The organism is Xanthomonas sp. WCS2018Noco2-27 (assembly GCF_031843525.1).
Classification (GTDB): Bacteria; Pseudomonadota; Gammaproteobacteria; order Xanthomonadales; family Xanthomonadaceae; genus Xanthomonas.
Genome location: NZ_JAVTIK010000003.1, coordinates 94,716 through 120,178, shown reverse-complemented (window position 1 = coordinate 120,178; position 25,463 = coordinate 94,716). Strand labels below are relative to the sequence as shown.

General features: G+C 62.3%; 24 protein-coding genes and 1 tRNA gene. 2 read left to right on the top strand and 23 right to left on the bottom strand.

Features of this window, described 5'->3' with window-relative positions; translation table 11 throughout:
* Nucleotides 1-19 precede the first annotated feature (19 nt).
* The 16 genes from RQH86_RS08050 to tpiA all read right to left on the bottom strand — a co-directional run bounded on the left by RQH86_RS08050 (nucleotide 20) and on the right by tpiA (nucleotide 14,863).
* Nucleotides 20-1,522, bottom strand: coding sequence for an NADH-quinone oxidoreductase subunit M (locus tag RQH86_RS08050; RefSeq protein ID WP_055850090.1), 1,503 nt, complete (start codon nucleotides 1,520-1,522; stop codon nucleotides 20-22).
* Between the two features lie 20 nt (nucleotides 1,523-1,542).
* Nucleotides 1,543-3,717 carry an NADH-quinone oxidoreductase subunit L gene (gene nuoL, locus RQH86_RS08045; RefSeq protein WP_311238356.1) on the bottom strand — a complete coding sequence of 725 codons (2,175 nt, stop codon included), beginning with the start codon at nucleotides 3,715-3,717 and terminating at the stop codon, nucleotides 1,543-1,545.
* Nucleotides 3,718-3,724: 7 nt separating this feature from the next.
* The gene (gene nuoK / locus RQH86_RS08040; protein ID WP_006450557.1) at nucleotides 3,725-4,030 is read right to left on the bottom strand and encodes an NADH-quinone oxidoreductase subunit NuoK; all 306 of its coding nucleotides are present in this window, start codon (nucleotides 4,028-4,030) and stop codon (nucleotides 3,725-3,727) included.
* Entirely contained in the window at nucleotides 4,027-4,689 is a 663-nt protein-coding gene (locus RQH86_RS08035; protein ID WP_193552493.1) for an NADH-quinone oxidoreductase subunit J, read from the bottom strand. The genes nuoK and RQH86_RS08035 overlap by 4 nt, the downstream gene beginning before the upstream one ends.
* A gap of 4 nt (nucleotides 4,690-4,693) precedes the next feature.
* Nucleotides 4,694-5,182 carry an NADH-quinone oxidoreductase subunit NuoI gene (gene nuoI / locus RQH86_RS08030; protein WP_055850086.1) on the bottom strand — a complete coding sequence of 163 codons (489 nt, stop codon included), beginning with the start codon at nucleotides 5,180-5,182 and terminating at the stop codon, nucleotides 4,694-4,696.
* Between the two features lie 3 nt (nucleotides 5,183-5,185).
* Nucleotides 5,186-6,277 (bottom strand): NADH-quinone oxidoreductase subunit NuoH, encoded by a 1,092-nt coding sequence (gene nuoH / locus RQH86_RS08025; RefSeq protein WP_055850084.1) that lies wholly within the window; start codon nucleotides 6,275-6,277, stop codon nucleotides 5,186-5,188.
* Nucleotides 6,274-8,508 carry an NADH-quinone oxidoreductase subunit NuoG gene (gene nuoG, locus RQH86_RS08020; RefSeq protein ID WP_311238355.1) on the bottom strand — a complete coding sequence of 745 codons (2,235 nt, stop codon included), beginning with the start codon at nucleotides 8,506-8,508 and terminating at the stop codon, nucleotides 6,274-6,276. Before nuoG ends, nuoH begins: the two co-directional genes overlap by 4 nt.
* On the bottom strand, nucleotides 8,505-9,839 hold the full coding sequence (nuoF, locus tag RQH86_RS08015; RefSeq protein WP_055850080.1) for an NADH-quinone oxidoreductase subunit NuoF: 1,335 nt from the start codon (nucleotides 9,837-9,839) through the stop codon (nucleotides 8,505-8,507). The genes nuoG and nuoF overlap by 4 nt, the downstream gene beginning before the upstream one ends.
* A gap of 3 nt (nucleotides 9,840-9,842) precedes the next feature.
* A complete protein-coding gene (nuoE, locus tag RQH86_RS08010; protein ID WP_005991372.1) occupies nucleotides 9,843-10,370 on the bottom strand; it encodes an NADH-quinone oxidoreductase subunit NuoE in 528 nt (175 codons plus the stop codon).
* Nucleotides 10,367-11,674, bottom strand: coding sequence for an NADH-quinone oxidoreductase subunit D (locus RQH86_RS08005; protein WP_115513331.1), 1,308 nt, complete (start codon nucleotides 11,672-11,674; stop codon nucleotides 10,367-10,369). The genes nuoE and RQH86_RS08005 overlap by 4 nt, the downstream gene beginning before the upstream one ends.
* The gene (locus RQH86_RS08000) at nucleotides 11,671-12,423 is read right to left on the bottom strand and encodes an NADH-quinone oxidoreductase subunit C (protein WP_115528405.1); all 753 of its coding nucleotides are present in this window, start codon (nucleotides 12,421-12,423) and stop codon (nucleotides 11,671-11,673) included. Before RQH86_RS08000 ends, RQH86_RS08005 begins: the two co-directional genes overlap by 4 nt.
* A gap of 36 nt (nucleotides 12,424-12,459) precedes the next feature.
* Nucleotides 12,460-13,014, bottom strand: coding sequence for an NADH-quinone oxidoreductase subunit B (locus RQH86_RS07995; RefSeq protein ID WP_039420570.1), 555 nt, complete (start codon nucleotides 13,012-13,014; stop codon nucleotides 12,460-12,462).
* On the bottom strand, nucleotides 13,005-13,361 hold the full coding sequence (locus RQH86_RS07990) for an NADH-quinone oxidoreductase subunit A (protein ID WP_005991364.1): 357 nt from the start codon (nucleotides 13,359-13,361) through the stop codon (nucleotides 13,005-13,007). Before RQH86_RS07990 ends, RQH86_RS07995 begins: the two co-directional genes overlap by 10 nt.
* Before the next feature lie 105 nt (nucleotides 13,362-13,466).
* Nucleotides 13,467-13,551 (bottom strand) — tRNA-Leu (locus tag RQH86_RS07985).
* Nucleotides 13,552-13,600: 49 nt separating this feature from the next.
* On the bottom strand, nucleotides 13,601-14,074 hold the full coding sequence (secG, locus tag RQH86_RS07980; protein ID WP_055850073.1) for a preprotein translocase subunit SecG: 474 nt from the start codon (nucleotides 14,072-14,074) through the stop codon (nucleotides 13,601-13,603).
* Between the two features lie 33 nt (nucleotides 14,075-14,107).
* Nucleotides 14,108-14,863 (bottom strand): triose-phosphate isomerase, encoded by a 756-nt coding sequence (gene tpiA / locus RQH86_RS07975; RefSeq protein ID WP_055850072.1) that lies wholly within the window; start codon nucleotides 14,861-14,863, stop codon nucleotides 14,108-14,110.
* Nucleotides 14,864-14,975: 112 nt separating this feature from the next.
* Here tpiA and RQH86_RS07970 point away from each other — a divergent pair, with 112 nt between their 5' ends.
* Entirely contained in the window at nucleotides 14,976-15,776 is an 801-nt protein-coding gene (locus RQH86_RS07970; protein ID WP_311238354.1) for an SDR family NAD(P)-dependent oxidoreductase, read from the top strand.
* Between the two features lie 83 nt (nucleotides 15,777-15,859).
* Nucleotides 15,860-17,254 (top strand): hypothetical protein, encoded by a 1,395-nt coding sequence (locus RQH86_RS07965; RefSeq protein ID WP_311238353.1) that lies wholly within the window; start codon nucleotides 15,860-15,862, stop codon nucleotides 17,252-17,254.
* A 56-nt stretch (nucleotides 17,255-17,310) separates the two neighbouring features.
* On the opposite strand, the gene RQH86_RS07960 is transcribed toward RQH86_RS07965, so the two are convergent.
* From RQH86_RS07960 to accD, 7 genes are all read right to left on the bottom strand, one after another.
* A complete protein-coding gene (locus RQH86_RS07960; RefSeq protein WP_115513335.1) occupies nucleotides 17,311-17,736 on the bottom strand; it encodes a group 1 truncated hemoglobin in 426 nt (141 codons plus the stop codon).
* Nucleotides 17,736-18,554 (bottom strand): DUF3034 family protein, encoded by an 819-nt coding sequence (locus RQH86_RS07955; RefSeq protein WP_311238413.1) that lies wholly within the window; start codon nucleotides 18,552-18,554, stop codon nucleotides 17,736-17,738. The genes RQH86_RS07960 and RQH86_RS07955 overlap by 1 nt, the downstream gene beginning before the upstream one ends.
* 50 nt (nucleotides 18,555-18,604) lie before the next feature.
* On the bottom strand, nucleotides 18,605-20,971 hold the full coding sequence (locus RQH86_RS07950) for an EAL domain-containing protein (protein WP_311238352.1): 2,367 nt from the start codon (nucleotides 20,969-20,971) through the stop codon (nucleotides 18,605-18,607).
* Entirely contained in the window at nucleotides 20,968-21,651 is a 684-nt protein-coding gene (locus RQH86_RS07945) for a methylamine utilization protein (RefSeq protein ID WP_311238412.1), read from the bottom strand. Before RQH86_RS07945 ends, RQH86_RS07950 begins: the two co-directional genes overlap by 4 nt.
* A 257-nt stretch (nucleotides 21,652-21,908) precedes the next feature.
* Nucleotides 21,909-22,847 (bottom strand): 2-oxoglutarate and iron-dependent oxygenase domain-containing protein, encoded by a 939-nt coding sequence (locus tag RQH86_RS07940; RefSeq protein WP_055850060.1) that lies wholly within the window; start codon nucleotides 22,845-22,847, stop codon nucleotides 21,909-21,911.
* 123 nt (nucleotides 22,848-22,970) lie between these two features.
* Entirely contained in the window at nucleotides 22,971-24,320 is a 1,350-nt protein-coding gene (gene glmM, locus RQH86_RS07935) for a phosphoglucosamine mutase (protein WP_311238351.1), read from the bottom strand.
* A 76-nt stretch (nucleotides 24,321-24,396) separates the two neighbouring features.
* The gene (gene accD, locus RQH86_RS07930; protein ID WP_104615893.1) at nucleotides 24,397-25,281 is read right to left on the bottom strand and encodes an acetyl-CoA carboxylase, carboxyltransferase subunit beta; all 885 of its coding nucleotides are present in this window, start codon (nucleotides 25,279-25,281) and stop codon (nucleotides 24,397-24,399) included.
* Nucleotides 25,282-25,463 lie beyond the last annotated feature (182 nt).

Sequence of the window (25,463 nt, the reverse complement as noted above, 5' to 3'; positions counted from 1 at the left end):
CGGTACGTACGGCAAGCAGTTACAGCTTGGTCGCGGCAATCTGGGTAGCCAGCTTGGCGATCGATGGTTCCATCAGATCGGTCAGCGGCTTCGGATACAGGCCCAGGGCCAGCACGCCAGCAGCGAACACCCCCAGCACGAAGGCCTCGCGGCCATTGATGTCCTTCAGCTCGGCCACATGCGCGTTGGCCACTTCGCCGAAGAACACGCGCTTGTAGAGCCACAGCGTGTAGGCGGCAGTGATCACCAGCGTGGTGGCGGCAGCGAAGGCAACCAACGGATGCTTCTGGAAGCTGGCCAGGATCACCATGAACTCACCGACGAAACCGCTGGTACCCGGCAGACCGGCATTGGCCATGAAGAACAACATCGCAAAGGTGGCGAACCACGGCATCACATTGACCACGCCGCCGTAATCGGCGATGCGACGCGTGTGCATGCGGTCGTACAACACACCGATGCAGGAGAACATGGCGCCAGACACGAAGCCGTGCGAAATCATCTGCACCATCGCGCCTTGCAAGCCGAGACGTGCAGCGTCGGTGCTGCCGTACTCACGCACCAGCGTGAAGGCAATGAAGGTACCCAGGGTGACGAAGCCCATGTGCGCGATGGACGAGTACGCCACCAGCTTCTTCATGTCTTCCTGCACCAATGCCACCAGACCGACGTAGACCACCGCGATCAGCGACAACGCTATGACCAACCAGGCGAACTCGTGACTGGCATCCGGCACGATCGGCAGGTTGAACCGCAGGAAACCGTAGCCGCCGATCTTCAGGGCGATCGCAGCGAGGATCACCGAACCGGCGGTCGGCGCTTCGACGTGCGCATCGGGAAGCCAGGTGTGCACCGGGAACATCGGCACCTTGACCGCGAAGGCGATCAAGAACGCGAAGAAGATCCAGGTCTGCTCCTTGGCGGTCAGCTGCAGCGCGTACAGGTCGGCGAGTTGGAAACTGCCGCCCTTCAGATACAGGTACACCAGACCCACCAGCATCAGCACCGAGCCGAGGAAGGTGTAGAGGAAGAACTTCATCGCCGCATAGATACGTCGCGGACCACCCCAGACACCGATGATCAGGAACATCGGGATCAGCATGGCTTCGAAGAAGACATAGAACAGCATCGCGTCGGTGGCAGCGAAGATACCGACGGTGACGCCTTCCAGAATCAGGAACGCGGCGACGTACTGATTGACGCGCTTGTCGATCGAGCGCCAGGCGCCGATCAGCGCCAGCACCGTCACCAATGTGGTGAGCACGATCAACGCGACCGCGATGCCATCCACGCCCAGGTTGTAGCCGATGTTGTAAGCCGGAATCCAGGCATGCAGTTCGATGAACTGCATCGCGTCATTGGCGGTGTCGTAGCCCAACAGCGGCAGACTCAGCACAAAGGTCGCCACCGCCACCGCCAAGGACGCCCAGCGGGCAGTCTCGGCGTTGCGCAACGCAAGGATCAGGGCGCCACCGATAATCGGCAGCCAGATCAAGATAGACAGTAAAGGCCAGTTCGACACGTTTTCTTATTCCGTACAGGTCAACGCCAGAAATGCATCAGTACCGCCAACAAGGCGATCAAACCGATGATCATTGCGAAGGCGTAGTGATAGAGGAAACCGGATTGCGTGCGACGCAGCAGATTTGCAGCCAGGTCGATCAGTCGGGCAGAACCATTGACGACCACGCCGTCGACCACATGGGTGTCGATTGCGCGTGACGCCTTGCCAAGGACAACACCGCCACCGGCGAAGCCATTGATCCACAGCTTGTCGAAGCCGTATTTGTTTTCCAGCAACCACACGATCGGCGCGAACGCCTTGCGGGACTTGGTCGCGAGGTCGGGCTTCCACAGATAGAACAGCGCGGCGAGCAACAGACCGGCGACCGTCAGGAAGAACGGCGCCGCCATCATGCCGTGCAACGCGAACGCGACCGGGCCATGGAATTCTTCGGCCAGCGCACCAACGGTATCGCGCGCCGGATCGTAGAAGTCGACGATGCCGGTGAAGAACGACACGGCCTGCCCCTTGAGCGCGTGCGCCGCGTGGTGGCCCTGCCAATCGGTACCGAACAACATCGGGCCGATGGTGAAGAAACCGATCGCCACCGACGGAATCGCCAGCAGGATCAGCGGCAACGTCACCACCCACTTGGACTCGTGCGGCTCGTGAACACCGTGGTGCCCATGACCGTGATCGTCGTGGCCATGGCTGCCATGCGCATGTGCATCGTGCGCGTGGCTGTCGTGGGCATGCACCTGCGCTTCGGCATCGGTGTGCGCGCTGTCGTGATGTGCATGCGCGTCGTGCGCATGAGCATCGCGAAAACGCTCCTTGCCGTGGAAGGTCAGGAACAGCAAACGAAAGCTGTAGAAGCTGGTAACCAGCACGCCGCCGAGCACGGACCAATAGCCGTAAGTCGCGATCCAGCTATGCGATTCGTGCGCGTGGTGCGCAGCGGCTTCGATGATGGTGTCCTTCGAGTAGAAACCCGAGAAGAACGGCGTACCGACCAGTGCCAGCGTACCGATCACGCTGGTCCAGTAGGTCACCTTCATGTACTTGCGCAGGCCGCCCATCTTGCGCATGTCCTGCTCGTGGTGCATGCCGATGATGACCGAGCCCGCCGCCAGGAACAGCAGCGCCTTGAAGAAGGCATGCGTCATCAGGTGGAACACGGCGGCCGAATAGGCCGACACGCCCAGCGCCACAGTCATGTAACCGAGCTGGGACAGCGTCGAGTACGCGACCACGCGCTTGATGTCGTTCTGCACGATGCCGATCAGGCCGGTGAAAAAGGCCGTGGTCGCACCGATGAACAGGATGAAGTTGAGCGCGGTTTCCGACAACTCGAAGAGTGGCGACATGCGCGCCACCATGAAGATGCCGGCGGTGACCATGGTCGCAGCATGGATCAGTGCCGAGATCGGGGTCGGGCCTTCCATCGAGTCAGGCAGCCACACATGCAGCGGCACCTGCGCCGACTTGCCCATCGCGCCGATGAACAGGCAGATGCAGATCAGCGTCATCACGCTCCATTCGTGGCCCGCGAACAACTGCACCTTGGCGTTGGCCATGGTGGTCGCGTTGGCAAACACGGTGGAGTAATCCAACGAGCCGAACCACAACAGCACGCCGGCGATGCCGAGAATGAAACCGAAGTCGCCCACGCGGTTGACCAGGAACGCCTTCATGTTGGCGAACACGGCAGTCGGGCGCTTGAACCAGAAGCCGATCAGCAGGTACGACACCAGACCCACCGCTTCCCAGCCGAAGAACAGCTGCAGGAAGTTGTTGCTCATCACCAGCGTCAGCATGGAGAAGGTGAACAACGAGATGTAGCTGAAGAAGCGCTGGTAGCCGGGATCTTCTTCCATGTAGCCGATGGTGTAGATGTGCACCAGCAGCGACACGAAGGTCACCACTACCATCATCATCGCGGTCAGGCGGTCGACCATGAAGCCGACATGCGCGGAGTAATTACCGACGTCGAAGAAGGTGTACAGGTTCTGGTTGAACGGGCTGGCGCCCTGCTCCACCAATTGATACAGCGTCAGGCACGACAGCACGCAGCTGACCGCCACGCCGAAGATGGTGACGTATTGCGCGCCCTTGCGCCCTACCTGGCGACCGAACAGGCCGGCGATGATGCTGCCGATCAGCGGTGCAAGCACCACCGCAATCAACAGACTCTTGGAGAGAGTGATTTCCATCTACAGGTCAGCCCTTCAACGTATCGACTTCGGCCACATTGATCGTGCGGCGCGTGCGGAACAGAGTCACCAGGATCGCAAGGCCGATAGCGGCCTCCGCGGCGGCAACGGTCAGGATGAAGAACACGAACAACTGACCGGCGGGGTCGCCCAGCTCGCGCGAAAACGCAATGAAGTTGACGTTGACCGACAGCAGCATCAACTCGATCGACATCAGCAACACGATGACGTTCTTGCGGTTGAGGAAGATGCCGGCCAGGGAGATGCAGAACAGCACCGCGCCCAGTCCAAGCAGGTGGCCCAAGGTAATCAAGACTTCGCCTCCTGTCCGTCGGCCGCATCGACGCGCGGCGCAACCTGTGCTGGCTTTTCGACTGCCATCTTGACGATGCGCAGACGGTCGCCCGCCTTCACGCGGGATTGCTCGCTGGCGTTCTGGAGCTTGATGCCGGTGCGCTTACGCAAGGTCAGCATCACTGCGGCCACCACGGCCACAGTCAGAATCACGGCGGCAAATTCGAACGGCAGCAGGAACTCGGTGTACAGGCTCTTGGCCAGCCAGGTCAGGTTAGAACTGTCGGCGGCTTGCGCTGCGGCGTTGTCGGCCGGGAACGGCGTGGCAGTGCGCGCCTTGACCCCGATCAAGGTGACCATCTGCGCCAGCATCGCCACCGCAACGATCACGCCCAGCGGCATGTATTTGACCCAACCCTCGCGCAGCCGACTGGTGTCGATGTCCAGCATCATCACCACGAACAGGAACAGCACCATCACTGCGCCGACGTAGACCAGCACCAGCGTGACGCCGAGGAACTCGGCACCGACCAGCAACCAGATACACGCCATCGAGAAGAAGGTGAGGATCAGGCACAACACGGCATACACCGGGTTACGCACGCTGATCACCGCACCGGCGGACACCACCGCGACTGCGGAGAAGGCGTAAAAAGCAATAGAGACCCAGTCCATCATGACCTCAACGGAAGGCGGCATCGGCAGCGCGACGCTCGGCGATCTCGGCTTCTAGCCGGTCTCCGATCGCCAGCAACTGCGGCTTGTTGACAATATTCTCGCCACGCTTCTCGAAGTGGTACTCGAGGATGTGCGTCTCGACGATCGAGTCCACCGGGCAGCTTTCTTCGCAGAAGCCGCAGAAGATGCACTTGAACAAGTCGATGTCGTAACGCGTGGTACGGCGCGAGCCGTCCTCGCGCTTGGCCGAGTCGATGGTGATCGCCAGCGCCGGGCACACCGCTTCGCACAGCTTGCAGGCAATGCAACGTTCTTCGCCATTGGGATAGCGACGCAGCGCATGCAGGCCACGGAAACGCGGCGACTGCGGAAACTTCTCCATCGGATACAGCACGGTGTACTTGGGCTTGAACGTGTACTTAAACGTCAGCCACAAGCCTGCGAGCAGTTCGAGCAGCAGCAGGCTCTTGAAGTAATGGGTGATCTTGTTCATCGGTTACACGCCCTTCTGGATCACGCCGTAAAACACCATCAACGCCGTCACTGCGATCCACACGATCGTGAGCGGAATGAACACCTTCCAACCCAGACGCATGATCTGGTCGTAGCGGTAGCGCGGGAAGCTGGCACGGAACCAGATGTAAGCGCTGGCGAAGAAGAACACCTTCATCAGCAGCCACGGCCAACCGCCCTTCCACACCCAGTCGATCCACGGCGAGATATCTGCGGTGACCCAGCCCTGGATCGGGCTCAGCCAGCCACCGAGGAAGAAGATCGAGATCAGAAAGCTGACCAGGATCATGTTGGCGTATTCGGCCAGGAAGAACAGCGCGAACGCACCGCCCGAGTATTCCACCATGTGGCCGGCGACGATTTCCGATTCGCCTTCCACCACGTCGAACGGCGCGCGGTTGGTTTCGGCAACACCGGAGACCCAGTACACGATGAACAACGGGAACAGCGGAATCAGGAACCAGTCGAAGAAACCCGAGTTACCACCCTGCGCCAACACGATCTGGCTCAGGTTGACGCTGCCCGAGGCGATCATGACGCCGACCAGCGCAAACCCCATCGCAATTTCGTAGCTGACCACCTGCGCGGCCGAGCGCATCGCGCCCAGGAACGCGTATTTGGAGTTGGATGCCCAGCCCGCGAGGATGATGCCGTACACGCCCAGCGAGGTCATCGCCAGCAAATACAGCAAACCGACATTGGCGTTGGACAGCACCAGCTGCGCATCGAACGGCACCACCGACCACGCCGCGAATGCAGGCGCCAGCGTCAACAGCGGCGCAATGATGAACATCGCCTTGTGCGAGCTGCTGGGCTGCAGGATCTCCTTGAACAGGAGTTTGAACACGTCGGCGAAGGCCTGGAAGATGCCCATGCCCACGTACATGGGCCCGTGACGCACGTGCATCCAACCGATCAGCTTGCGCTCCCAGACCACGTAAAAGGCCACCGAGACGATTACCGGCACGGCGATCAACAGGATCTTCAACACGGTCCACAGCAGGATGCCGCCATCGCCCAGCCCAAGAAACCACTGGTGCAAAGGGTCGACCACGTTCAACAGCAATTCGTTCATGCAGCCACCACCGTTACGCGACCGGCACCAAGCGGCGCGGTTGCGCCATGGCCGGATTCGATCCACACCGTGCCCGGTGCAACACGCTTGTCCAGCACCACCGGCAACGTCGCCTTACCCGCGTCGGTGCCAACCTTGACCATCTGGCCATCGGCGATCTGCAGCTGCGCAGCCTGTTCGGGGTGCATCGCCACGCACGGCGCGATATTGAGCGGATGCGACTGCAGCGCAGCGGCGCGACGTACCACCGCATCGGTGCGGTAGATCGCAGCGGTCGCAGCGACCTCCAGCCCGTCGCTTGCCACCTGCGGCTGTGCCGAGGCCACCGGACGCACGCTGCGGTTCTGCATCTCGGCACGCAGGCCGACCAGATCGATGAACTCGAAACCGGCCAGACCCAGCTCGCCACCCAGCGCACGCAGCACACGCCAGCCTTCGCGTGCTTCGACCGGCAAGCGGCCTGCGGCACGTGCCGTCTGCACGCGACCGTCGAGATTGGTCAACGAGGCATCGATTTCCGGCAATGCACCGATCGGCAGAATCACGTCAGCCACATCGCGCGTTGAAGCGCAGGCGAACTGACTGAAGGCAACGACCTTGGCACCGGCCAGCGCGCTGCGTGCAGCAGCGGCGTCGGCAAAATCCAGGCCCGGCTCGATGCCGTACAGCACGTACGCCTGACGCGGCTGCGCCAGCATGCCGGCCACATCACGCGTGGTGGGCAACACACCTTGCGACACCAGACCCACGGCGTTCGCGCCCTGCGGGATACGGCACAGCGAAGCGCCCGTTGCGGCAGCAAAGTCGCGTGCAGCAGCACGCAGTACCGCAGCCTGCGGATGATTTTCAGCCAGTGCACCAACCACGATCACGGCGCGCGTTGCGCCCTTGACCGCATCGCGTAGCGCGGCGTCGTCAAGTGCGCTTGCCAGCTGCGACGGCGCGACCACGGCGCGGCTCGCCTGCGTGAATGCGAAATCGAAATCGACCGGGTTGACCGAATGGATTTGCGTGCGGTTCTGGATGTGCGCCTTGCGCAGACGTGCATGCAGCAACGGCAGCTCGTGACGCACGTTGGTGCCGAACAGCACCACCACATCGGCCTGCTCGATCTCGGCCAGCGGCGTTGCAAAGGCTTCGGCAACCGCAGCGTCGGAGAAATCCCGATTGAGCAGACGGTGATCCAGATTGCCGCTGCCGAGGCCTTCGGCCAGACGTGCCAGCAGCGCACCTTCCTCGTTCGAGGTGGACGGATGCACCAGCACGCCAAGCTGATCGCCGGCATTGTCACGCAGGATCTGGGTCGCAGCGGCCAGACCTTCGGTCCAGCTCACTTCGGTCCACTCGCCGTTGACCTTCTTCAGCGGCTTGCCCGCGCGGTCTTCGGCGTACAGACCCTGATGCGAGTAACGGTCGCGATCGGACAGCCAGCATTCGTTGACTGCTTCGTTCTCGCGCGGCACGGTGCGCAGCACTTCGCCACGACGCACATGCAGGAACAGGTTCGAGCCCATCGCATCGTGGTAACCCAGCGATTCGCGCGCCATCAATTCCCACGGACGTGCACGGAACTGGAACACCTTGTTGGTCAGCGCGCCCACCGGGCAGACGTCGATGACGTTGCCGGAAATTTCGGTGGTCAGCGGCTTGCCGTCGTAGGTGCCGATCTGCAGGTTTTCACCGCGGTACATGCCACCCAGCTCGTAGGTGCCGGCGATGTCTGCAGTGAAGCGCACGCAGCGGGTGCACTGGATGCAACGAGTCATTTCGGTGGCGACCAGCGGACCGATATCCTCGTCCGGCACCACGCGCTTGCGCTCGTCGAAGCGGCTCACCGACCGGCCGTAGCCGAGCGAGACGTCCTGCAACTCGCACTCGCCGCCCTGATCGCAGATCGGGCAGTCCAGCGGGTGGTTGATCAGCAAAAATTCCATCACGCTGCGCTGGTACTTCAGCGCCTTTTCGCTACGCGTGGCGATCTTCATGCCATCCATCACCGGCGTGGCGCAGGCAGGCGACGGCTTGGGCGACTTTTCGACATCCACCAGACACATGCGGCAGTTGGCGGCGATCGGCAGCTTCTCGTGATAGCAGAAGCGCGGGATCGGAATGCCGGCTTTGTCGGCGGCCTGGATGATCATCGAGCCCTTCGGCACGACCAGACTCTGCCCGTCGATTTCGACGGTGACATGATCCGGCGGCACGTTCGGGTTCACTGGTTGGGCGCTCATGCGGCCACTCCGACGTGCGTGTCGACGATCGAACGACCGTTGACGATGTAGTACTCGAACTCGTCCCAGAACTGGCGCAGGAAGCCTTGAATCGGCCACGCTGCCGCTTCACCGAACGCGCAGATGGTGTGCCCTTCGATCTGACCGGCCACGGTACGCAGCTGGTGCAGGTCTTCCATCGTGGCCTTGCCGGCGACTATGCGCTCCAGCACGCGGTGCATCCAGCCGGTGCCTTCGCGGCACGGGGTGCACTGGCCACACGATTCCTTGTGGAAGAACTGCGAGATGCGGCAGGCAAAACGCACGCAGCACACGCTGTCGTCCAGCACTACGATGGCGCCCGATCCCAGACCGGTACCCAGCGCACGCAAGGTGTCGTAATCCATCTGCAGACCGGCAACCTGATCGGCCTTCAGCACCGGCATCGACACGCCGCCAGGCACCACACCCTTGAGGGTGCGGCCCGGACGCAAGCCACCGGCCATTTCCAGCAGTTCGTCGAAGGTGGTGCCGAGCGGCACTTCAAAATTGCCGCCCTTCTGCACGCAGCCGGACACCGAGAAAATCTTCGGGCCGCCGTTCTTGGTCTTGCTCAACCCGAGGAACCACTCCGGGCCGTTGCGAATGATCGCCGGCACCGACGCATAGGTCTCGGTGTTGTTGATGGTGGTCGGCTTGCCGTACAGGCCGAAGTTCGCCGGGAACGGCGGCTTGTAACGCGGCTGGCCCTTCTTGCCTTCCAGCGATTCCATCAGTGCGGTCTCTTCGCCGCAGATGTACGCGCCAGCACCCAGCGCACCGTAGATATCGATATCCACGCCGCTGCCAAGAATGTTCTTGCCCAGCCAGCCGTTCGCATACGCATCGGCCAGCGCCAGTTCGAAGTTTTCGAACGGCTCGTGGTGAAACTCGCCACGCAGGTAGTTGTAGCCCACCGTCGAGCCGGTGGCGTAGCAGGCGATCGCCATGCCCTCCACCACCGAATGCGGGTTGTACCGCAGGATGTCGCGGTCTTTGCAGGTCCCCGGCTCGGATTCGTCCGAGTTGCACAGGATGTACTTCTGCATCGTGCCCTTGGGCATGAACGACCACTTCAGACCGGTCGGAAAACCGGCGCCGCCGCGGCCACGCAGATTGGACGCCTTGACCATTTCGATGACGTCGGCCGGCGCGATCTTTTCTTCCAGGATCTTGCGCAACGCGGCGTAGCCACCGGTCTTGAGGTAGCTCTCGTACGACCACGGAGTGTCGTAATGCAGGGTCGTGTAAACGACCTGATGCGGCAACGGCGCCGGACCGACCGGACCTGTAGGTGCGTGATGATGTGCCATGTCTTATTCCAGCCCGTCCAGCAGCGCGTCGACCTTCTCTTTCGTCAGGTGCTCATGGTAATGGCCGTTGATGACCATCATCGGCGCTGCAGAGCAGGCCGCCAGGCACTCTTCTTCGCGCTTGAGGTAGACGCGGCCATCGGCCGTCGACTGCCCCAGCTTGCAACCCAGTTTCTTCTCGGCATGCGCCAGCAGATCTTCGGCGCCGTTGAGCCAGCAGCTGATGTTGGTGCAGAACGCCACGTTGTGGCGGCCGACCTTCTCGGTCTCGAACATCGAGTAGAAGCTGGCCACCTCATACGCCCACACCGGCGGCAGTTCCAGATACTTGGCCACGCCAACGATCAACTCGTCGGTCAGCCAGCCCTGGTTCTGCTCCTGCGCCGCGTGCAAGCCCTGCAGCACCGCCGAACGCTTGCGATCGGGCGGAAACTTGGCCAGCCAATGATCGATGTGCGCACGCGTTTTATCGCTCAGCACCACCTGCGGATCGACGTCGCGCGCCGCTTCGAAATTACCCGTCGCCTTCATCGGTCAACCTCACCGAAAACCAAATCGTAAGTACCGATCATCGCCACGACGTCGGCCAGCAAATAACCACGCACCACCGCATCCATCGACGACAGATGCGCAAAGCCGGGCGCGCGCAGATGCAGGCGGAACGGCTTGTTGGCGCCATCGGACATCAGGTAGCAACCGAACTCGCCCTTGGGCGCTTCGACCGCGCAATAGGTCTCGCCGGCCGGCACGCAGTAGCCTTCACTGAACAGCTTGAAATGATGGATCAGCGCTTCCATGTCGTCTTTCATGCCTTCGCGGCTTGGCGGAGCGACCTTGAAATTGGTGACCATGACCGGGCCAGGATTGGCCTTCAGCCACTTCACGCATTGCTTGATGATGCGGTTGGATTCGCGCATCTCGGCCACGCGGACCAGATAGCGGTCGTAGCAGTCGCCGTTGGTGCCGACCGGGATATCGAAATCCACCGCGTCGTACTTGGCATACGGCTGCTTCTTGCGCAGATCCCACTCGATCCCCGAACCACGCAGCATCGGACCGGTCATGCCCCAGGCACGCGCCAGATCCGGGCTGATGATGCCGACGTCGACAGTACGCTGCTTCCAGATGCGGTTATCGGTCAGCAGCGTTTCGTATTCGTCCACGCGCGACGGGAAGGTATCGGTGAAATCCTCGAGGAAATCCAGCATCGTGCCTTCGCGAGCAGCGTTGCGCTTCTTCAGCGCCCCACCCTTGTGCCAGCGCGATTCCTTGTACTTGGGCATGAAATCGGGCAGATCGCGGTACACGCCACCCGGGCGGTAGTAGGCCGCGTGCATGCGCGCGCCGCTGACCGCCTCGTACACGTCCATCAATTCTTCGCGCTCGCGGAACGCGTACAACATCACCGCCATCGCACCCAGATCGAGTGCGTTGGAACCGACCCACATCAGGTGGTTCTTGATACGGGTGATCTCGTCGAACATGGTGCGGATGTACTGCGCACGCTCCGGCGCTTCGATGCCCATCAGGGACTCGATCGCGCGCACGTAGGCGTGCTCGTTGCACATCATCGACACGTAATCCAGGCGATCCATGTACGGAACCGACTGGTTGAACGGCTTGGACTCGGCCAGCTTCTCGGTGCCACGGTGCAGCAGGCCGATATGCGGATCGGCACGCACCACGGTCTCGCCGTCCATTTCCAGGATCAGACGCAGCACGCCGTGCGCCGCAGGATGCTGCGGGCCGAAGTTCATCGTGTAATTGCGGATTTCCTGCTTGCTTTCGACAGGATTGCTCGCGAAGGCATCGGTTGCCTGGCGGAACTCACTCACTTGGCGGTCTCCGACTTGCCCACTTCACCGGCGGCAGTCTCATAACGGGCATCGTCGCGAATCACGCGCGGCACACCAACGCGCGGCTCGACCGAGGTAACCGGTTCGTACACGACGCGCTTGCGCTCTTCGTCGTAACGCACTTCGACGTTACCGATCAGCGGGAAATCCTTGCGGAACGGGTGGCCGACGAATCCATAGTCGGTCAGGATGCGGCGCAGGTCCGGGTGACCATCGAACACGATGCCAAACAGGTCGAATGCTTCGCGCTCGAACCAGTTCACGCCCGGCCAGATATCGGTCACCGACGCCACCACCGGCACCTGCTCGTCGGGTGCGTAGCAACGCACGCGCAAACGCTGGTTGTGCTGGTAGGAAATCAGCTGGGCAACGACCGCAAAACGCTGCTTGGGCATGTGCTGCGCGTGCGCGCCGGTGGAGCCTTCCTGGCTGGGAAACTCACCCCAACCGAAACGCCCGATGCCCTTGCCTTCGACGCCACGACTGAAGCCCTGCGAGGACACGTCGGCGGTATCCCACTCGTCGCTGCCATAACCCAGGTAGTCGACGCCGCACAGGTCGCTGAGCTGCTCGAAAGCGAGCTCGTCGCGCAGCGCCAGACAGGTGGCGTGCCAATCGGCCGCGGCGACTTCCAGCGTGACTTCGCCGCGCGGCAATGCCACGGCGATCTGGGCACCGGCGAAACGTGCCGCAAGTCGGTCAGTGAAGGAGGATGCTTGCTCTGCCATGGGGGCTTGGCTGCTCTCGGTAGGAGAAGACGGGTATCAGCGCGCGATCGTCTGGGTACGCCAGATCTTCTTCTGCAGCTGCAAGATGCCGTAGACCAGCGCCTCGGCGGTCGGCGGGCAGCCCGGGACATAGATGTCCACCGGCACGATGCGATCGCAACCGCGCACCACCGAATACGAATAGTGATAGTAGCCGCCGCCGTTGGCGCAGCTGCCCATCGAGATGACCCACTTCGGGTCCGGCATCTGGTCGTAGACCTTGCGCAGCGCCGGGGCCATCTTGTTGACCAAAGTACCGGCGACGATCATCACGTCGGACTGGCGCGGCGACGGGCGAAACACCACGCCGTACCGATCCAGGTCCAGACGCGAGGCGCCAGCGTGCATCATTTCGACCGCACAGCAGGCCAGACCGAAGGTCATCGGCCACATCGAGCCGGTCCGCGCCCAGTTCAACAGCGCGTCGACGCTGGTGGTCACGTAGCCCTTCTCGAGCAGCGGGTTTTCGCCGTCCGGGCGCAGGATGTCTTCCACCCGGCCTTCCGGCATCGGGTTGGTCATCAGACGATCCAGGGTCTGAATCACTCCCATTCCAGCGCTCCCTTCTTCCACACGTAGATAAAGCCGAGGAACAACATGCCGACAAACAGACCCATGGTGACCAGCGAACGTGCGCCGATCTCCATGAACACCTGCGTCCACGGCACGATGAAGATAATTTCCAGGTCAAACACGATGAACTGGATCGCGATGAGGTAGTAGCGCACATCGAACTTCATGCGCGCGTCTTCGAATGCCTCGAAGCCACACTCGTACGGCGAAAGCTTGCGCGCGTCCGGGCTGCGCGGAGCGAGGAACCGACCAATCAGCATCAGCACGATGCCGATGCCAGTGGCGACGATCAGAAACAGCAGACTCGGCAAATATTCGGCCAGCACAGCGATTCTCTCTTGCCTCTGCCCGCACGCGCCGCGTGCCGGCATGGGGTATAGGCAGACCCTGCGCGCGACGTGTCGCAATGCACAGGAACTGCAGCCAAACAATGGTGCCCAAGAGGGGACTCGAACCCCTACGACCTAAGTCGCTACCACCTCAAGGTAGTGCGTCTACCAATTCCGCCACCTGGGCATACGTTGCGCCGCTGGGCATCCCAGTGCGCAGCGTATTGTAACCGGCTTCAGCGTTTTTGTGCTGGTTCTGAAGCGTTTTCTTCGCTGGCCGCTGGCGCCGACGGCGCAGGTGCGGACTGCACTGGCGCAGCAGCGGGTGCGGCGGCAGGAGCAGGCTGCGACGGAGCGGTCGGTACCGCACCGGCGGCGGGCGCCTGCGGCAACGGCTGGGTCAACTCACCGGCTGCAGCCGGCGCCGGGGTGGCGGACTGCGACATCACACCCAGGTTCTGATCGGTCGGACGGGCACCGTGGGTGGCATACCACGCCATGAACAGACTGATGCTGAAAAACACCACCGCCAGCCACTTGGTCGACTTGGACAGGAAGTTCGACGCACCCTGCGAACCGAACACCGTGCCCGAGGCGCCGGCACCGAAGCCGGAACCGGCTGCCGCACCCGCACCACGCTGCATCAGGATCAGCGCAATCATCGCCAGCGCGACCAGCACGTAGACCACATTGAGGATCAACATCAGCATTTCGAAATCCGTCCCCGGACAAAACTTAATGGGTTAACAAGCGGCCGCCGCACGCGCGATGGCCAGGAAATCTTCGGCCACCAAGGAGGCGCCTCCGACAAGCCCACCATCGACATCGGGCTGCGCGAACAGCTCGCTGGCGTTGTCGGGCTTGACACTGCCCCCGTACAGGATGGGCAGAGAGTCGGCAATTCTAGCATCCGCCTTCGCGACTTCGCCACGCAGGAAGGCGTGCACGGCCTGCGCCTGCTCCGGGCTGGCAGTCCGCCCGGTCCCAATGGCCCAGATCGGCTCATAGGCCAGCACCGCGCGGGCAAAGCCCTCGCTGCCGACCAATGCCAGTACCGGCTCGAGCTGGGCACGTAGGATTGCCTCAGTCTGACCGGCTTCACGCTGCTCCAGCGACTCGCCCACGCACAGCACCGGGATCAAGCCGGCGTGGATGGCGGCGGCAAACTTATGCGCCACCAACTCGCTACTCTCCTGGTGGTACTGACGGCGCTCGGAGTGACCGACCAGGCCGTAGTCGGCCCCGACATCCACCAGCATCGTGGCCGAGACCTCGCCGGTGTAGGCGCCCTTCTCGTTACTACTGACGTCCTGGGCTCCAAAGGACAGGTGATGTGCCTCGAAATCCTCGATCAGGTCGCCGAGGTAAGGCAGTGGCGGCAGGATGACGACATCGACACCCTCCAGGGGCATGTGCGCAGCGACCTGGGCCACCAATTCGGTGGCGAAAGCGCGGCTGCCATGCAGCTTCCAATTTCCAGCAACGATCTTTCGACGCATCAGGCGCAGGTTCCTGAGTGGAAGACAGGCGACAGAATAGCCCATGCCCTGTCGGCAACCGGCACACTTCTGTCCGCCACATGTCCCACCCCTCGTCCAACAGGAACCTGCCATGTCCGTTTCACCTGTCTTTGCGCTGGTCACCGGCGCCTCCAGCGGGATCGGCCGCGAGATTGCGCGGGCGTACGCCAAACGGGGCGTGCCGTTGATCCTGACCGCACGCCGGGTGGACCGACTACAGGCGCTGGCCGCCGAACTGGGCACGCAGGTACGTGTAGAGGTGCTGCCGGCCGACCTGGCCGACCCTGCGGCGGCCGAGGCGCTGGTGACGCAGATCCAGCGCAATGGCTGGACGGTAGGCACGCTGGTCAACAACGCCGGCTACGGCGTGCCGGGCCGCTACCTGCACAACGACTGGGCCACGCATGCGCGCTTTCTGCAGGTGATGATCGGCGCCGTGTGCGAGCTGACCTGGCGGCTGTTGCCGATGATCCGCGCCAGTGGCCAGGGCCGCATTCTCAACGTCGCGTCATTTGCCGCACTCACGCCAAGCGCCGATGGGCAAACGCTGTATGCGGCCAGCAAGAGCTTCATGCTGCGCTTCAGCGAGTCGCTGGCGCTGGAAAACGCCGATTGCGCGGTCAAGGTGTGTGCGCTGTGCCCGGGCTTTGCGTGGTCGGAATTCCACGATGTCACCGGCACCCGCGAGGCGATGTCCACCCTCCCCGGCTGGGCCTGGCTGCAGGCCGACGCAGTTGCCGAGTACGGCATCGCCGCCTTGGAGCATGGCCAGGTGCTGGCAGTGCCAGGCTGGCGCTATCGGCTGGTCAATGCCGCACTGCGCCTGCTGCCGCATTCGGTTGCGCTGCGACTGATGGCGCGCGGCTCGCATCGGGTAAGGCCGCTGGATTGAGAACAGGCAAGTCTTCAACTAACAGACACTAAAATGCATTGGGGTCGGCACACGTCACGACCATCAAGGATGCGGACAAGATAATGACCAAGCTGGAAACAAGACCCGTGCTTACACCACCGGCGCTCAACGACGATGCAAGGCTGCTTCCATTTCTTGCTGCTGTCGCTATCTTCCTCACAATCCAACTGGTCATCAATGCCAAGGACTTTACAGGTGACGCTGGCGCTTACTGGGCAATAAGCTCAGCCATTCTTGAGGGCACCTTCCCGCAAACAATCCGGGGTTATGCGTATCCACTTCTATTGACTCCCTTCAGGCTTGTCTTTGACCACTCACAGACTGCCGGGCTTTTTTTTCTAAAAGCAGGGCAATCCATCGGGTACGGCTACGCATTCTCTATTCTGATCCCAAACCTTTACCGATCGATGTTCGGCGGAAAATTAACGACAGTCAGACGAATCATCCCATCGCTTCTGACGGCAGTCGTTTTTCCAGGCCTTGTTTCTTACCCCCTGAGTGATGCGCCATCCCTCGGCTTGATGGCACTTTCTTTACACTTGGCGATCAGCTCAATCAGATCGAAATCGTTCGCAGGACTCCTGCTTACCGGGATAATCTGCTATTTCACATATAATGTGAGAACCATCTACCTATTTTCATTCATCAGCCTAGCCATCGTTGTTACATGTTTTTTTGCCAAAGATATTCAACGCAAGGCTCTTGCACTAACCTTCTTTCTGCTGGGCTCGCTAATCGGCGCGCTGCCACAGATGGCGATCAACTATAAACACCATGCACTCGCATCGCCATTGGTGGTAACCGATGTCCGTGGCGCATCGCTTTTTGCCAGGCAGCTGACATGGGGCATGGTCGTCGATAGATACGAAACGTTCATTGACTCAGACACACAACAAGCAATACCAACCTTCTACGCAAACGATCGCGGCGCCGCAGTACTCGAGAAAAACGGCGGGTTCGCTGAAAATCAATCTTTCACGAAAATCTTCGCGATGATGACGGATAACCCCATCACGTTCGCTGAAATCTATTTGCGCCACACAGCATCAGCACTGGATGCAAGAGATGGCGAGATTTATACAAGACAACCTTCTTCCGAAAAAAATGTTAAGTCACTCATTTTTCTAGTTATCGTCACCTTCGGAATTACTCAACTGGGAAAGGCGATCCTCTCCACATCCCAGGAGCCCAGACGCACCAAAGCCTTATACGCACTGACTTTGATAGCACCATGCATCGCCATCGTCCCCGGCGCAATTGAAACGCGATTCTTTCTACCTTTGTATTGCATGTCTTATTGCGCACTAGCATTTCAAAGAATCAACAGCAAAACGCTCGCCCTCCAGATGGTCTTGACTGCAATACTGACGGCAGGCATCTATTGCTTTGTTGCCGATTCAGTAGAAAATCCGATTCACGCCCGACCGGAGTCATACATCCCAGCCGCACCAAATTAGATTCCTTAAAGTCAATGCCTGCCGCAGCATTCAGTCGCAAGCTCAACAAGCGGAGCTCAGTGATTGACGATCTCGCCGTGCATGGCGGCCAGCCGTGCCAACAGGCGATTCTGGGTGCGGCGCGGGATCTTTTGTTGATCCATTGCCCAGTTGAGATCTTCGACCAAGGCGTTGAAATCGCCCTCGCGAATGGCCAGATGCGCATGCGCCTGTTGCATCGATTTGGCGGTATCCGGGCACGGGCCATCGGCGACATGGCAGAACTTCTGCACCAGGCGCGCGTTGAGCATGACGATGTTGACCCGCGCGAATTTGTCGACGATGCGTTGATCGTCAGCAATGCGCGACAACATGGTTTCCACCAGCGCCTCGATGCCGGCCTGGCCACCAAGTTCGTCGTACAGCGTTTGAGGCGGCTGCGTGGTGGCGCAAGCACTCAGGCTCAACACACATAGCAGGGACCACCGCAGCCATCGATTCATCAGAACGCTACCTGCAAGGAGAGATACGGGCCGCGCTGGTTGGTCAGCGTGGCGATGTCGCCAAGATCGGCCCAGGCTGCGGTCAACGAGACATGCTTGCTGGGGAACCAGGCAACAAAACCGTCGGCCCAGGCCTGTTCGCGCGCAAAACCCAGATTGTCCGGTTTGCCGCGATATTCCACACCAACCACCCACGACGGCGACAGCACGACCGCAGCACTGGCCTCAGCGACCAGTCGATAGCTGTTGCGCCGATCGCCACCGAAGCCGAGCAAACCGGCCTGATTGGCGCGGGTCGCGCGCAGCGTGCCGTTGAGCAGTAATTGATAACCGCCAGCGCCCTGCAACAGCAGCCTGCTGGCACTGACATACACATCGGTGCCGTGGTCGTCACGTGCACCGATGGCCAGTGGCAGCGTGCCGTCGCGCAGACGCTTGTACTGCACGCCGACGCTGACTTGCGGGGCGCGCCCGTAGACCAGATCACCGTACACGCGCAGCTTGGCGCCGAAAACATCCTGGCCGAGCGCGTTCCACGGCAGCGCCAGGCGATCCTGCAAGGTGCCCAGGTCCAGGCGCTGGCGCGCAAGCGACAGTTCCAGGCGGTTGCCGACCGTCAGCGCCGCGCCTTGTACATCGAGCCGGTAATCGCCGCTGTCCACATGCGTGGCGAACAGCACGGTACCGAGCTCGTCGCGCGTGCCATACCCCGACAACGTAGCCCACGGCACGATGCCGCCACCGCTGCTGCCTTCGATCATCGACACGCCGCCGGTAGCGAGCAGGCGCCCGTCGCCGGCGACCGCAAACGCTGGCATGAGCGCAACACCGCACACTGCAGAGGCGAGCGCAGCGCGGAAACGATGCTTCATCGTTGCGCTCCCATCTGCGAGGGCGAGGTCATTCCAAGTTGGCGCATGCACCACGCCACGAAGGGGGCTTGCTCCAGCGGTGGCGCGTAGAGATAGCCCTGCACCATGTCGCAGCCATAGCCGCGCAACAGACCGAGCGCAGTGGTGTTCTCGACGCCTTCGGCGATTACGCTCAGGCCCAGGTTATGCCCCAGATCGATCGTGCTGCGCACGATGAACGCATCATCGGTGCCTTCGGCCAGCTGCATGACGAAGCTCTTGTCGATCTTCAATTCGTTCACCGGCATGCGCTTGAGTTGAGCCAACGAGGAATAGCCGGTGCCGAAGTCGTCGATGGACAGACGCACGCCGACGCTACGCAGTTGATGCAGCATGTGCAGTGCGGATTCGACATCGCGCATCAAGGCGCTTTCGGTCAGTTCCAGCGTGACCGACTGCGCCGGCACCGCATGCCGTTCCAGCCGCGCACGCACGTAATCGGGCAAGCCTGGATCGGAGAGATCCAGTGCCGACAGATTGATCGCCATGCCAAGCTCCAGCCCTTGCGTGCGCCAGTGCGCCTGACAGCGCAGCGCCTCGTCCAGCACGAAGCGGGTCAATGGATGGATGACACCCGAATGCTCGGCCAGCGGAATGAACTCGTCGGGCCCGATCGGACCCAGCGTCGGGTGATGCCAACGCACCAGCACTTCGACCTGTTCGACGCGATCGCTGCGCAGGCAGATCTTGGGTTGGAAGCGCAAGGTCAACTCGTTATCGCCGATAGCCTGGCGCAGATCGCCGGTGAGGCGCAGCCGTCGCAGATGCTGTTCGTCCTGCCCCATGCGATAGACGCTGGCACCGATGGTGGCGGCATCGTCCACCTGCCGTCGCGCGATGTCGGCACGGCGTAACAAGGTGTCCGGGTCTGCGCCATGCTCGGGAATCAGGGCGATGCCGATGCTGGCTTCGAGCTGGATACGTGCCTGCGGCAACACCAATGGGCGACGCAGTTGCAGCAGCAGGCGTTGTGCATCCTGCTGCACGGTGGTCGCATCGGCATGCGCCACGATCACCATGAACTCATCGCTGCCCAGCCGCCCGACCAGGTTCGGTTCCTGCACCACCTCTGCAAGCCTGCGGCCGGCCTCGACCAGCACCTGGTCGGCGAAATCATGACCAAGGCTGTCGTTGAGTTCCTTGAAACGCTCCAGATCCAGGATCAATACCGCCGCCGTTCCGCCGGAGGCGACTGTCTGCGCGGTCACGTCTTTCAGTCGTTCGAGCAACCAGACCCGATTGGGCAGCCCGGTCAATGCGTCGTGCCGCGCCTGATGCAGAATGTGTTGCTCGCGGCTGGCGATCTGATGCTGCATGCGCCCAAAGCTATCGGCCAGTTCGGCGAGCTCGCGACCCGGCGGAACTTCCACCGCTGTCTGATAATCGCCGCGCTGGATGCGTCGTGCCGCCTGCACCAGTTGCGCGACCGGTTTGCTGACACTGCGTGCCAGAACGATCGCCACGCACAAGGCTGCAGCGGTCGCCAAACCTGCCAGCAGCAGGATGCGCAACTTGAGGGTGCGATAGGGCGCGACCGCGCGATCGAGCGAGGCCTGCAAGGCCACCCGCACGTGGCTGTCGCCCTGGAGCGATTGCAGTTTGACCAGGTAGCGTGATTCGCCCAGGTTGAGCGGAATCGCTTCCGTCTGCGTGTGCTCGGCGGCAGGCAACTGTTGCGCAAACTCGCGACGCGCTGCCGGCTCCAGGGTGGATGCCAGCACGCGCACCGGTGGGCCATCGGTAAAGAACGTGGCATCCAGTCCGGTCGTGCTGCGGAAGTCCTGCGCCAGGCCGTCGCCGGATTCGTTGCCGATGGCGATCCAGCCAACGCGGCTGGGCGCCAGCACCTGCACCACGGCCAGGCGCACGATATGTTGATCCAGGGCAACCACGCCGACTGCGCGCCCATCGCGCTGCGCCTGCTGCAACAGCGCCTGCACCGCACGCAATTGTTCGGCCTGCGGAAGGTCGGCCAACCCGGTCAAAAATTCGCCATCCGGCGAGAGCAGCACGGCGGTCTGCGCAGACATGCGCGCGGCATGGTTGCGCAGCGCCGACTGCATGGTGGGCACATCGCCGCTGGCCACCGCGGCACGAAACCCGAAGTCGTCTGCCAGTACCGAGGCCGATTGCAACAATTGCTCATCACGGCGCAGATTGATGCGCTGCCACACGCGTTCGCCGATCTGCAGTTCTTCGCCCAATTGCGCCTTGACGCTGCGCTCGGTGGCCAGCTGCACGGCGATGAAGGTCAACGCCTGCGTGGCCAGCACGACCAGCACCAGCAGAGCCGCGATGCGCGTGTGCAGGCGCATCGCCCTCATGGGTGCGGCTTCTTGGGATCGGCACTGCGGAACTTGTCCTGCAGCGCGCGCATGCGCTCGTCCGGCGGCGCCACCGCCGGAGCGGCGCCAGTGGTCTGCAAGGTGACCTTGCGTTGCACTGCGTCGCGCGTAATCACCAGAGGCTCGCCCACCGCAGCGCCCTTGATGCGTGGATGCCACACGCGCAGCGTGTAGGTTCCTGCCGGGGCATCGAGTTGTACGCGACCATCGCTACCGGTCTTGCCGAAATACGGCGTCTCCAGCACCACGATATAGCCCAGCATCCAGTCATGGATGTTGCAGCCCACCGTAACCAGACCGGCCTGATCGAACCGCACCGGTGCAGCGGTGGTGCCCTGAAACAGCGGCAATTCGAAGCGTTTGGCGGGCGAGAACGAATACACCTGGTGACGGATCTGATCGTTGTTCGGAAACCGTACTGAGGTACCAGTACGCACCGCCAAGACCGCCGGCACGAATTGCGAATTGACCTGATCCATCTCCAGCATCTTGCCCGCGCTGGCTGCAGCGGGCCGCGGCAGTTCCAGACTGACCACCGCATCGACCAGGACACCGTTGGCATCGGTCACGGTCACGCTCACCGGCGTTGCTGCAGCCGGTGCCATCGCGCCAGACAGCGCCAGCAACGACATCGCACCTAATTGTTTGAACCACGGCATCCGCATGCGCCCCTACCTCGTGCAATCGGCAGCGGGCGCCAGGCGAATCCGACGTCGCGCTAGCGATCAGACTGAGTTATCGGCGCGGGTGAACGCAAGCTTTAACCAGACACGAGCGGAATTTTATGAATAGAAGTGTGGCACCTGTCATGGCGCATGTTGCGGACGCATCCATTCGCTGCGTGGATTATCGGCCACGCATTGCGCACCTGGCGCAGAAAAAACCAACAGCGCCAACAATAGACCTCTCTGTCGAGTTACTTCAGCTTGATCTCGCGCAGGCGCTCTTCCAGAAACCCGTGTGCGGTGATCGGCTCAAGGTAGCGGCTGGGGTTGTCTGCACTGATGCACGAGGGCAGCACGTCGATCAAAAAGTCCGGATTCGGATGCAGGAAGAACGGCACCGAATAGCGTGGCTTGCGCGCCGCTTCGCCCGGCGGGTTCACCACGCGGTGAATCGTGGACGGATAAACATGGTTGGTCAGACGCTGCAGCATGTCGCCGATATTGACCACGATGGTGTCGGCGTCAGCGGTGAACGGCACCCACTCGCCGTCGTTAGAACGCACTTCCAGACCGGCCGCGCTCGCACCGACCAGCAAGGTGATGAAGTTGATGTCGCCATGCGCACCGGCGCGCACATTGGGAATGTCGTCGCTGGTGATCGGCGGGTAATGGATCGGGCGCAGGATCGAATTGCCGTTGTTGGTCTTGTCGACGAAATAGTCCTGCGGCAGGCCGATGTGCAGCGCCAGTGCTGCGAGCACGCGCGAGCCCAGCTGGTCGAGCTGCTGATACAGCTGGTAGCCGCGCTCACGGAATCCGGGGACTTCTTCCGGCCACAGGTTCGGCGCCATCACCTCGCGGTACGGCGAATCGTCCGGAATCTCGCGGCCGATGTGCCAGAACTCCTTCAGATCGAAGTGCTTGGAGTCCTTGGCGGTTTCCACACCAAACGCGGTATAGCCACGTGCGCCGCCACTGCCCGGCACGTGGTAGCGGCGCTTGACCTCTTCGGGCAAGGCGAAGAATGCCTTGAACACGTCGTAGGCCGCGTCGATCTCGGTCTGCGCGATGCCGTGATTGCGGATGCCGGCAAAGCCCCATTGGCGATAGGCCGCACCGAGCTCGGCGACGAAAGCGTCGCGATCGGTATCGAAACGGGTGATGTCCAGGGTGGGGATGCGCGCGCTCATACGGATATCTGCAGTCGAAGTCGAAAAGTCGGGAGGACGCCTGCCGCTCAGGACAGCAGGCGATACAACACATAGAACGTTGCGGCCTTGGCGAAGACCACGCAAACGCCAATGATCAGCGACTCACGCCGCGTCACGCACCGCTCCGGAGAGCCGGTCGAGCGTGTCCTGCATCAGGCCGGCGTCGTCGGCTTCCACGGTCACGCGCACCACAGGCTCGGTGCCGGACGGACGCAGGAACGCACGTCCGCGGCCCTGCACGGCGGCTTGCGCCTGCTGCAGCGCCTGCTGCACGCCGGGCGCTTCGACGATGGCCTTGGCCGCGCCGCCCTCCAGACGCACATTCACGGTCTTTTGCGGCACCTTGGCCAGGCCGCTCAGCGCTTCGCGAAGGCTGTACCCATCACGGCCCAGCGCTTCGAGCACCTGCAGTGCGCTGACGATGCCGTCGCCGGTGCTGGCGCGGTCCAGGCACAGCAAATGGCCGGAGGTCTCTCCGCCCAGCGTGCCGCCGCCTTCGACCAGCGCCTGATGCACGTAGCGGTCGCCCACCTTTGCGCGCTGGAACGGAATCCGCAGCGCGGCCAGTGCCGGCTCCAGGCCGTAATTGGTCATCAAGGTGCCGACCACGGTGCCGGTGAGCCGGCCGCTGGTCTGCCACGAGCGCGCCAGGAGATACAGCAGATCGTCGCCATCAACCGGGTTGCCCTGGTCGTCGGCCATCAGCACGCGATCGCCATCGCCATCGAAGGCGATGCCCAGATGCGCGCCGCTCTCGCGCACCTTGGCGGCAAGATTGTCGATATGCGTCGAGCCGACGCCATCGTTGATGTTAAGCCCGTCCGGCGCCGCACCGATCACCACCACATCGGCACCCAGCTCGCGGAACAGCATCGGCGCGATGTGATACGTGGCACCGTGCGCGCAATCCAGCACCATTTTCAGGCCCTGCAGGGTGAAGCCGCGCGCCACGCTGGCCTTGCAGAATTCGATGTAACGCCCGATCGCATCGCGGGTGCGAATCGCCTTGCCCAGGCGCTCGGATTCCACGGTGTGGAACGGCTCGTCCAACGCGGCTTCGATCGCCGCTTCGGTGGCGTCATCGAGCTTTTCGCCCTCGGCGGAGAAGAACTTGATGCCGTTGTCGTAATGCGGGTTGTGCGAAGCGCTGATGACCACGCCGGCATCGGCGCGCAAGGTGCTGGTCAAGAACGCGATGGCGGGCGTCGGCATCGGGCCGATCATCTGCACATCGGCGCCTGCAGCGACCAGGCCGGCTTCGAGCGCCGCTTCGAACATGTAGCCGGAAATACGGGTGTCCTTGCCGATCAACACCAGCGGACGCTTGCTGCGCCCTTGCGTCAGCACGCGGCCGAGCGCATTGCCCAGACGCAGCACGAAATCGGCAGAAATGACGCCCTGCCCGACCCGACCGCGGATGCCGTCGGTGCCGAAGTATTTGCGGGCGCTCACAGGGCAGCCACCCGGTAGCGCGCGCCGTTCGCGAACGTTCGGGCGCAGATCCTCAGCCCTGCCGTCATCACAACCCTCACGCCACCGCCTCCTGCGGACGCGCCTGACGCATCATCATCGCGGTCAGGTCGGCGATGCGGTCGCGCATCTCGCGACGGTCGCAGATCTGGTCGATGGCGCCGTGATCGAGCAGGAATTCCGAACGCTGGAAGCCTTCCGGCAACGTTTCGCGCACAGTCTGTTCGATCACGCGCGGGCCGGCGAAGCCGATCAATGCATGCGGTTCTGCGATGTTGATATCGCCGAGCATCGCGAACGACGCCGACACGCCACCGGTGGTGGGATGGGTCAGCACCGAGATGTACGGCAAGCCGGCTTCGCGCAGGCGACCGAGCGCTGCGGAGGTCTTGGCCATCTGCATCAGCGAAAACAGACCTTCCTGCATGCGCGCGCCGCCGCTGGCGGAGAAGCACACGAACGGGCAGCCCACTTCCAGTGCCACTTCGGCCGCACGCGCAAAGCGCTCGCCGACCACCGAGCCCATCGAGCCGCCCATGAAGGGAAAATCGAAGGCGGCGGCGACCAGCGGGTTGCCCTTGAGGGTGCCGCGCATGGCGATCAGCGCGTCGTACTCGCCGCTGGCCTTTTGACTGGCCTTGATGCGTTCGCCGTAGCGCTTCTGGTCCTTGAACTTGAGCACGTCGACCGGACTCAGCTGGGCAGCGATTTCGGTGGTCGCGGTTTCCGGGTCGAACAGCGAGTTCAGGCGCGCGCGCGCGCGAATGGCCATGTGGTGGTCACACTTCGGACACACCTCCAGGTTCTCCTCAAGCTCCGGGCCGTACAGCGCGCTGCCGCAGTTGCTGCACTTTTCCCACAGACCCTCGGGAACGCTGCGCTTCTTGGCCGGGGTGTTCTCGGTGCGGATGCCGGAGGGCATCAATTTGCTGAGCCAACTCATGCGTTTATGACAATCCATGCAGGGCGGCGATGCGGGCCGCAGAGGGGCGACAGTCTAACGCAGCGCCCCAGGCTGGTGCAGCGCGTGGGGTAGTGGCGGATGGCCGGGGTTCTGGCGGGGCTTGCTGGAGATGGCTGTTGGGCGCCGCGCTGCGGGCTGGTATTTGAGGCAACGTCCGCTAA

What these genes read in the sequence shown, in the direction of transcription:
- nuoL (WP_311238356.1), bottom strand. Translation starts at nt 3,717, where the DNA reads ATGGAAATCACTCTCTCCAAGAGTCTGTTGATTGCGGTGGTGCTTGCA.
- RQH86_RS08035 (WP_193552493.1), bottom strand. Translation starts at nt 4,689, where the DNA reads ATGATGGACTGGGTCTCTATTGCTTTTTACGCCTTCTCCGCAGTCGCG.
- nuoI (WP_055850086.1), bottom strand. Translation starts at nt 5,182, where the DNA reads ATGAACAAGATCACCCATTACTTCAAGAGCCTGCTGCTGCTCGAACTG.
- nuoH (WP_055850084.1), bottom strand. Translation starts at nt 6,277, where the DNA reads ATGAACGAATTGCTGTTGAACGTGGTCGACCCTTTGCACCAGTGGTTT.
- nuoG (WP_311238355.1), bottom strand. Translation starts at nt 8,508, where the DNA reads ATGAGCGCCCAACCAGTGAACCCGAACGTGCCGCCGGATCATGTCACC.
- nuoF (WP_055850080.1), bottom strand. Translation starts at nt 9,839, where the DNA reads ATGGCACATCATCACGCACCTACAGGTCCGGTCGGTCCGGCGCCGTTG.
- nuoE (WP_005991372.1), bottom strand. Translation starts at nt 10,370, where the DNA reads ATGAAGGCGACGGGTAATTTCGAAGCGGCGCGCGACGTCGATCCGCAG.
- RQH86_RS08000 (WP_115528405.1), bottom strand. Translation starts at nt 12,423, where the DNA reads ATGGCAGAGCAAGCATCCTCCTTCACTGACCGACTTGCGGCACGTTTC.
- RQH86_RS07995 (WP_039420570.1), bottom strand. Translation starts at nt 13,014, where the DNA reads ATGGGAGTGATTCAGACCCTGGATCGTCTGATGACCAACCCGATGCCG.
- secG (WP_055850073.1), bottom strand. Translation starts at nt 14,074, where the DNA reads ATGCTGATGTTGATCCTCAATGTGGTCTACGTGCTGGTCGCGCTGGCG.
- tpiA (WP_055850072.1), bottom strand. Translation starts at nt 14,863, where the DNA reads ATGCGTCGAAAGATCGTTGCTGGAAATTGGAAGCTGCATGGCAGCCGC.
- RQH86_RS07970 (WP_311238354.1), top strand. Translation starts at nt 14,976, where the DNA reads ATGTCCGTTTCACCTGTCTTTGCGCTGGTCACCGGCGCCTCCAGCGGG.
- RQH86_RS07965 (WP_311238353.1), top strand. Translation starts at nt 15,860, where the DNA reads ATGACCAAGCTGGAAACAAGACCCGTGCTTACACCACCGGCGCTCAAC.
- RQH86_RS07960 (WP_115513335.1), bottom strand. Translation starts at nt 17,736, where the DNA reads ATGAATCGATGGCTGCGGTGGTCCCTGCTATGTGTGTTGAGCCTGAGT.
- RQH86_RS07955 (WP_311238413.1), bottom strand. Translation starts at nt 18,554, where the DNA reads ATGCCAGCGTTTGCGGTCGCCGGCGACGGGCGCCTGCTCGCTACCGGC.
- RQH86_RS07950 (WP_311238352.1), bottom strand. Translation starts at nt 20,971, where the DNA reads ATGAGGGCGATGCGCCTGCACACGCGCATCGCGGCTCTGCTGGTGCTG.
- RQH86_RS07945 (WP_311238412.1), bottom strand. Translation starts at nt 21,651, where the DNA reads ATGCCGTGGTTCAAACAATTAGGTGCGATGTCGTTGCTGGCGCTGTCT.
- RQH86_RS07940 (WP_055850060.1), bottom strand. Translation starts at nt 22,847, where the DNA reads ATGAGCGCGCGCATCCCCACCCTGGACATCACCCGTTTCGATACCGAT.
- accD (WP_104615893.1), bottom strand. Translation starts at nt 25,281, where the DNA reads ATGAGTTGGCTCAGCAAATTGATGCCCTCCGGCATCCGCACCGAGAAC.